The sequence below is a fragment of the Francisella noatunensis subsp. noatunensis genome, from assembly GCF_009823375.1.
Classification (GTDB): domain Bacteria; phylum Pseudomonadota; class Gammaproteobacteria; order Francisellales; family Francisellaceae; genus Francisella; species Francisella noatunensis.
The window spans coordinates 1-6,439 of sequence record NZ_WBSX01000106.1 but is presented as its reverse complement, the minus strand read 5'-3'; the positions used below and the strand labels follow the sequence as shown (position 1 = coordinate 6,439).

Sequence of the window (6,439 nt, the reverse complement as noted above, 5' to 3'; positions counted from 1 at the left end):
AACTAGCAAGACTGGCATCAAAGTATTCTTTGCTGATCCATACAGTCCTTGGCAAAGAGGTACTAATGAAAACATGAATAGGTATATCAGACAATTTATACCTAAAGGTACTAACTTTAACAATATATCTCATCAATACATTAGAAAGTTACAGATAGACTTGAATAATAGACCTAAGAAATGTTTAAATTACTTGACACCTAATGAAGTACATTTTGGTATCTCTATAAACATTGAGAATACAATCTAGTACAGAATAAAATTGAACCCAAAGAGCCCAATAAAAAAGCAAATAAGATCATCTTCTTAGATCCATACTTCTCTAGCGCATAGCCTGCAGGAATTGAAATAATATAAGCTATAAAAAATGCAAAAGGTAAAACCCCAGCTTGCGAAAGTGTCAAATGCAGATCATTAGTTGCATCTGGAATTATAGGTCCTAAAATATTAGTCACAAACGATACAGCAAAAAAGCCAATCATCACCACAAATACTATTAAATAATTTTTTTTCATAAAATTTGCCTCAAAAAATTTCTAATTATAAACCTATAGCCTTAAATTACCACTTAATAAAAGCACAAGATAATCAAAAGCTTACTTTTATCAAATATAATACATAATTCAACGTTATACTATTAAATAGATATTTTTATAGAGTATTTTTAATTCAAAAAAATAGTAAATATGCTTTTAATCAAGCATATTTGAGTTATTACTATTACTAAAAAAAATATTAAAGCTTATAATGTTAACAGGAACAAAGACAATTCTGGAGATCTAAATGAAAATAGAAGATGTTAAAAAAAATGTTTTTTCGATGCCGCTAGTATCGCCTACAGCAAATAGGATACCTTATAAATTTACAAATAGAGAATACTTCATAATCGACTATATAGCAGATATAGAAACCCTAAAAAAATATGTACCAGAGCCCCTTAAATCAACTGGTCTTGTAAAATTTGAATTTATGAAAATGCATGATGCAAATGGTTTTGGTAGTTTTAATGAAGCTGGTCAACTTATCGAAGTTGAGTTTGAGGGTAAGAAAGGCTTATACTCCCACATTATGCTGCTGGATAATTTACCGTCAATTGCAGCTGGTCGTGAAATATGGGCTTTCCAAAAAAATATGCTCACCCTACCCTTACAGTAGATTCTGATACGTTACTAGGTACAGTAAAATATAATAGTGTTGATGTAGCTTTTGGAACAATGGGATATAAATATCAAGAACTTGATAAAGATGCTATCAAAAAATCGCTAGAAGAAACTCCTAACTTCCTACTTAAAACCATACCTCATGTTAATGGTAAAGATGTTAGTATTTGTGAGCTTGTTAAATACCATGTTAAAGATGTAACTGTAAAAGGTGCATGGACTGGACCTGTAGATTTACAAGTATTTAATCATGTTCAAGCAGCTCTTCATCATTTACCTGTTTTAGAAATTGTCAAAGGCTCTCACTTTATCGCTGATGTTACATTAGGTTTTGGTGAAGTAGTTTTTGATTATCTTAAGTAGTACTTTCCTAGATTCTTTTTAAAATTGTTCTCATATTTTTTGATAGTATGATTATTGTAGCTACTATAACTATACCTATAACAGTATAAATTAGTCTAGATAAACTTATCTCATACCCAGATAAATGTGCTAGTTTTAGGAGCATTGAAATAAATATTGTCAGAAAGAATACATAGCTTCCATAATGCTTAATAATACAACATATAGTAAAAAATGTTGTTATAAACAAAATCATCCAAATAATGTAAGCATTTGATAAATAGATAGCTAAAGGTATGGCAAATAATGACCCTATTATAGTACCTATCAATCGATGCTTAATAGCTGTAGATAATCTAATTACATCCGGTTTAAATATTAATAAAACTGTCATAGGTATCCAGTATCCTATTTCAATGTCAAAGTAAATTGATATAAAATTACCTATAATTAAACCAAGTGATAAACTAACCGCATAAATAGTAGAATCTATATCTGGCAGGATTCTTATACTTCTATAATTATCATCAAAAGCATTTTATACTTATTTTTTTTAGAATAACTACCAAAACTATTATAAATGCTAATGCTCCTATTAGTGTAAATAATCCGATAAGTATTGAATCAGTGACGTCAGCATTAAATCCAGTTCCTATAACATACATATCAGCAATAAAGAGTATGCCATTAGCAAAAACCAAATCTGATTTTGCAGTGTAGCCAATCAAAAAAGAAAATCCTAATAGTATAAGTGAACTTGTAATTAAATCATGTGAGTAATAACTACCTAAAGATATTGCTATACTCATACAAAATATAAATAGTACTCCTGCATATAGCCTAAATTTAATACTATGATTGCGTATTGAAACTTGATGAAGTGCTACTACAAAACATCCTAATGCTGCAAATAAGCCGTAAATATTTTGTAGGTCTAAGACAACTTGTAAAACTGTAAAAAAACCTATTACCAAAGAGGCAGTAATGCCTAAGATAATACTGTTCTTTTTAAGACATATATATTTTGACATAAAACATCGCTGATATAAAATAATATAAATTATATATATGATTACTACTATTAATCTATTATTTTTTATTTATATGTCATATATCTGATGATTAGTGATATATAATAACATTATGTAACTAAAATATTTTTGTTAGGAGATTTTTATTATGTCAGTTAAAAACAAGGTGACTCTAATTACCGGGGCTGCATCAGGTCTTGGATTAGGTATGGCTACAGAATTTGCAAAACAAGGTGCAAAAGTTGTAATCGCAGATCTAGATCTAGAAAAATCACAATCAGTAACAAAAGAATTAGCAGATACATATGCTGTAGAAACATTGGCAGTGCAAATGGATGTTACAAATGAAGAACAAGTAAAATCAGGTGTAGATGAAACTGTTAAAAAATTTGGTCGTATTGATACTGTGATTAATAACGCAGGTATTCAGATAATATCACCTATAGTAGATTTTAGTATATCGGCTTGGAAAAAATTATTTGATATTCATATGACTGGTACATTACTTGTAACTCAAGCTGCTATGAGACATATGATTGAACTAAAAACTGGTGGTAGGATTATAGTTGTAGGCTCTGCTCATTCAGTTCTTGCATCAAAAAATAAAGCCGCTGATGTTGCAGCTAAACATGCACAAGTTGGTTTTGTAAGAGCTCTAGCAAAAGAAGGTGCTGAGCATAATATCTCATCCAACCTAATTGGTCCAGGCTTTGTGATGACTCCATTAGTAGAAAAGCAAATTCCAGAGCAAGCAAAAGAGCTAAATATTTCTGAAGAAGAAGTAGTCAAAAATATCATGCTTGGTGGCACTGTTGATGGTGAATTTACAACTGTTCAAGATATTGCTGATACTGCAATATTTTTAGCAGGATTTAAAACAAATGCATTAACTGGTCAGAAAATTTTGGTAAGTCATGGTTGGGGAATGTAAATTTAAACTATATTAATAAAATAGGAGAATAATTATGAAAGAAAATAATAACAATAAATCTTTATATATACCTAGATGTCTTTTAATTTTAATATTGATTCCTTTTTCCATATTAACACTTTTAGCTGTTTGGCAAAATGCGATTACAGGCATATTTAAGCATGAATTTGCAAATTTAGGAGGAATACAGGTTTTAGTTGATTTAATAATCTCATGCGTCTTTCTTTTAGTATGGATGTATCATGATGCTCGTCGTAACAATAGAAAATTTTTACCGTGGCTAATATTAACTTTAATTGCAGGATCTTTTGGTCCACTATTATATTTGCTATTTGATAATAATAAAAAATAGCACAATGTCCATAAAAATACGGGAAAAACTTGGTCAACTAATTATGTTGGATTTTCGCTATTGGGTTGAAGATTCAAATAATCAACGTATACCTTTTACAAAAACTAATGATATCTTTAATAAGATCTTTAAAGATTATAATTTAGGTGGTTTTATCCTCTTTAGAGAGAATATCCAAAATAATGAGCAAGTTATTTCTTTATTAAGAGATCTTCAAGCTAATATCAATACACCAATATTTTTTGCTACAGATCAAGAAGGTGGTAGAGTTAATCGTTTACAACAAGGTACTAGTGGCTGTGGTAATATGGCACTAGCTGCGACAGATAATCCTAGTAATGCTTATACTATGGCTAAAATAATTGGTGATGAATTATATTCTTTAGGTATGAATATTAATTTTGCTCCAGCTGTAGATGTCAACTCTAACAAAAACAATCCTATTATTGGTGTAAGGTCTTACTCAGATAATCCTAATGTAGTTACTGACTATGCCAAAAATGCTATAAATGGTTATCATGATGCTAAAATCATAGACTGCATTAAGCACTTCCCTAGTCATGGTGATACTGCAACAGATAGTCATTTAGGTAATGTAATCTTAGATAAAACTTTAGAAGAATTAGATACTACAGAATTGTTACCTTTTAGAAAGCTTGCTAGAGATTGTAGTATGATAATGACAGCGCATATCAGTGTACCAGCCTTAGATGATACTCAATATCAATCAGTTTCAACAAGTGAAAATATTTATGTACCAACTACTCTTTCTTACAAGATAATAACCAAATTACTAAAACAACAAATGAATTTTGATGGTCTAGTAGTGTCAGATGCTATGGACATGCATGCTATTGCTAAACACTTTGAGACTATTGAGGCATCTAAATTAGCTATCTTAGCTGGTATAGATATTTTATTAATGCCTGTTCGAGTATGGTCAGAAAATGATCTTTATAAATTAGAAGAGCTTTTTTATGAACTAGAAAAAGAATATAATCAAAATCCTAATTTTGCTAATGCAGTTAATAATACCTACACGAATATTACTGATTTCAAAGCAAAACATAAACTCGATGAAAGTTTAATATTCAAGCTCTCACAAGATGAGCAATTAAAATATGCTAATCAAATAGTTAATTGTAGTAAACATCAACAAATATCTTTAGATATAGCCAAGCAAAGTACAACTGTAGTTAAAAATTCAGGAATTATTCCATGCGATCTCAATAAGCTAAAAAATATCTTGATTGTAGATAGTGATAACCAACGTATGGCAGATTTTTATAATGAATTACAAAAAATAGTATCAAAAAATAACTCTACTATTATCATAAACTCTAAAAATATTGATAATCAAGATATAAAAACTAGTATCGAAAATGCTGATTTAATTTTGCTAATCTCAGCAAATCTTCGTGAATATAATCAGGCTTATAGTTATGTAACTTCTATAAAGCCAGAGCAAACTATAAATATCGCAGCGCTTACCCCTTATGATATTAATTATATAGATAATATCATTAATTATGTTTGTATTTATGGTGCAACTTTCATGGATCAGACAAACTACACAAAGACTTCACTAAAGATTAATATTCAAGCAGCATTAGAAAATATTTTTAACGGTAATATTCCAACAGGAAAATTACCTGTTCAGATTTAATGTCTTAAGCTGTTTTTGAGCCAAAGAATTCATAGTGAATATTTTTTTCTCTAATGCCATTTTTTAATAACTTTTCATGTATAGAAAGCATAAATTCTTTAGGTCCACAAAAGAAGTATTGAGCATCATTCTTGTCTTCACTAAGCTGTTGTTGAACAGTATCTATACAGACTAATCCTTGCTTTGCGTCAGATCCAGAATTATCTTCATAAAAGAAAATAGTTTTAAGTCTTGGGTTCTCACTTGATAGTTTTTCTAACAGCTTAGCAAAAGGATGTTCATTTTTATTTTTTTACCACAAACAAAAAGTATCTGTCTTTGATTTTGTGTTTTTAACTCTGATAAAAGCATACTCATTAAAGGTGTAATACCTATTCCTGCTGAAATTAAAACTATCGGCTTATCAAGATTTTTATTTACCTCCAAGAAAAATTCGCCACAAGGAGGTGCTATTTCTATTTTATCACCCGCTTTTATCTCTTGCAATAGGTATTCTTATATAATCTTCACCAATAGCTGAAGAAATACTATAATTTCTCATAGTAGTAGTTCCATTACATGGAATTCTAACTGTAATATATTGCCCTGGTTTAAAATCATATCTTTTAAAAAGATTATTTTTAAAAGCTAGATTGTATTCTGAAAGTTTTAAATAGTTGAAAGAGAGTTCCAAATATAGTTTATTAGGTTTTGACGAAACTAAAATAAACGATAAGGAACTAAAAAATGCCAAAGCACTTAACTCTTTCAAATAGATATTGCATAGAAGAATTACTTAAATTAGGATACCAAACATCTCAAATAGCCAATAAAATTGGCTATAGTGAAAGAGCTATAAAAAAGGAACTTAATCGCACTAGTATAAATAGTGACTATAATGCTGAGATAGCACAGAAGCTATATCAAAGCCGCAGAACTTCAAATAATCATAAGCTATCCTGTAAAGTTAAAAAGCTA

The 6,439-nt window shown here is 29.5% G+C and carries 8 protein-coding genes and 2 pseudogenes; 6 read left to right on the top strand and 4 right to left on the bottom strand.

The genetic code is table 11. From position 1 onward, the window contains the following. Positions 1–250, top strand: a 250-nt coding sequence (locus F8C69_RS08295) for an IS30 family transposase (protein ID WP_159183763.1), incomplete at its 5' end; no start/stop codon positions are given. Here the strand turns inward: F8C69_RS08295 and F8C69_RS08290 are convergent. Continuing rightward, positions 243–515 (bottom strand): annotated as a pseudogene (locus F8C69_RS08290) (MFS transporter); the annotation flags it as partial. The gene F8C69_RS08295 and the pseudogene F8C69_RS08290 sit on opposite strands and share 8 nt — an antisense overlap. Positions 516–783: 268 nt before the next feature. Here F8C69_RS08290 and F8C69_RS11325 point away from each other — a divergent pair. Next, positions 784–1,523: pseudogene (locus F8C69_RS11325) on the top strand (acetoacetate decarboxylase). A 7-nt stretch (positions 1,524–1,530) separates the two neighbouring features. Here F8C69_RS11325 and F8C69_RS10795 read toward each other — a convergent pair. Together F8C69_RS10795 and F8C69_RS10790 are read right to left on the bottom strand one after the other, a co-directional pair. Next, positions 1,531–1,896, bottom strand: a complete 366-nt coding sequence (locus F8C69_RS10795) for an FUSC family protein (RefSeq protein WP_234384102.1) — start codon at positions 1,894–1,896, stop codon at positions 1,531–1,533. A gap of 133 nt (positions 1,897–2,029) precedes the next feature. Further along, entirely contained in the window at positions 2,030–2,533 is a 504-nt protein-coding gene (locus F8C69_RS10790) for a hypothetical protein (RefSeq protein WP_234384101.1), read from the bottom strand. A gap of 148 nt (positions 2,534–2,681) precedes the next feature. Here F8C69_RS10790 and F8C69_RS08275 point away from each other — a divergent pair, with 148 nt between their 5' ends. Genes F8C69_RS08275 through F8C69_RS08265 form a run of 3 tightly spaced genes read left to right on the top strand, consistent with a single transcriptional unit; the run spans position 2,682 to position 5,482 of the window. Beyond that, positions 2,682–3,464 (top strand): 3-hydroxybutyrate dehydrogenase, encoded by a 783-nt coding sequence (locus F8C69_RS08275; protein ID WP_159184854.1) that lies wholly within the window; start codon positions 2,682–2,684, stop codon positions 3,462–3,464. A gap of 34 nt (positions 3,465–3,498) precedes the next feature. Then, positions 3,499–3,816, top strand: coding sequence for a DUF2834 domain-containing protein (locus F8C69_RS08270; RefSeq protein ID WP_159184853.1), 318 nt, complete (start codon positions 3,499–3,501; stop codon positions 3,814–3,816). A 4-nt stretch (positions 3,817–3,820) separates the two neighbouring features. After that, a complete protein-coding gene (locus F8C69_RS08265; protein ID WP_159184852.1) occupies positions 3,821–5,482 on the top strand; it encodes a glycoside hydrolase family 3 protein in 1,662 nt (553 codons plus the stop codon). A gap of 255 nt (positions 5,483–5,737) precedes the next feature. On the opposite strand, the gene F8C69_RS10785 is transcribed toward F8C69_RS08265, so the two are convergent. Next, complete coding sequence (locus F8C69_RS10785) at positions 5,738–5,968, bottom strand: ferredoxin reductase domain-containing protein (protein ID WP_234384100.1); 231 nt, start codon at positions 5,966–5,968, stop codon at positions 5,738–5,740. Positions 5,969–6,208: 240 nt separating this feature from the next. On the opposite strand from F8C69_RS10785, the gene F8C69_RS08255 reads away from it, so the two are divergent. Next, positions 6,209–6,439: helix-turn-helix domain-containing protein (locus F8C69_RS08255; protein WP_159183974.1), on the top strand; the 231-nt coding region annotated here is incomplete at its 3' end.

Excerpts from the sequence above, each read along its gene's own strand:
- F8C69_RS10790 (WP_234384101.1), bottom strand. The coding sequence starts at position 2,533 with ATGTCAAAATATATATGTCTTAAAAAGAACAGTATTATCTTAGGCATT.
- F8C69_RS08265 (WP_159184852.1), top strand. The coding sequence starts at position 3,821 with ATGTCCATAAAAATACGGGAAAAACTTGGTCAACTAATTATGTTGGAT.
- F8C69_RS10795 (WP_234384102.1), bottom strand. The coding sequence starts at position 1,896 with ATGACAGTTTTATTAATATTTAAACCGGATGTAATTAGATTATCTACA.
- F8C69_RS08270 (WP_159184853.1), top strand. The coding sequence starts at position 3,499 with ATGAAAGAAAATAATAACAATAAATCTTTATATATACCTAGATGTCTT.
- F8C69_RS08275 (WP_159184854.1), top strand. The coding sequence starts at position 2,682 with ATGTCAGTTAAAAACAAGGTGACTCTAATTACCGGGGCTGCATCAGGT.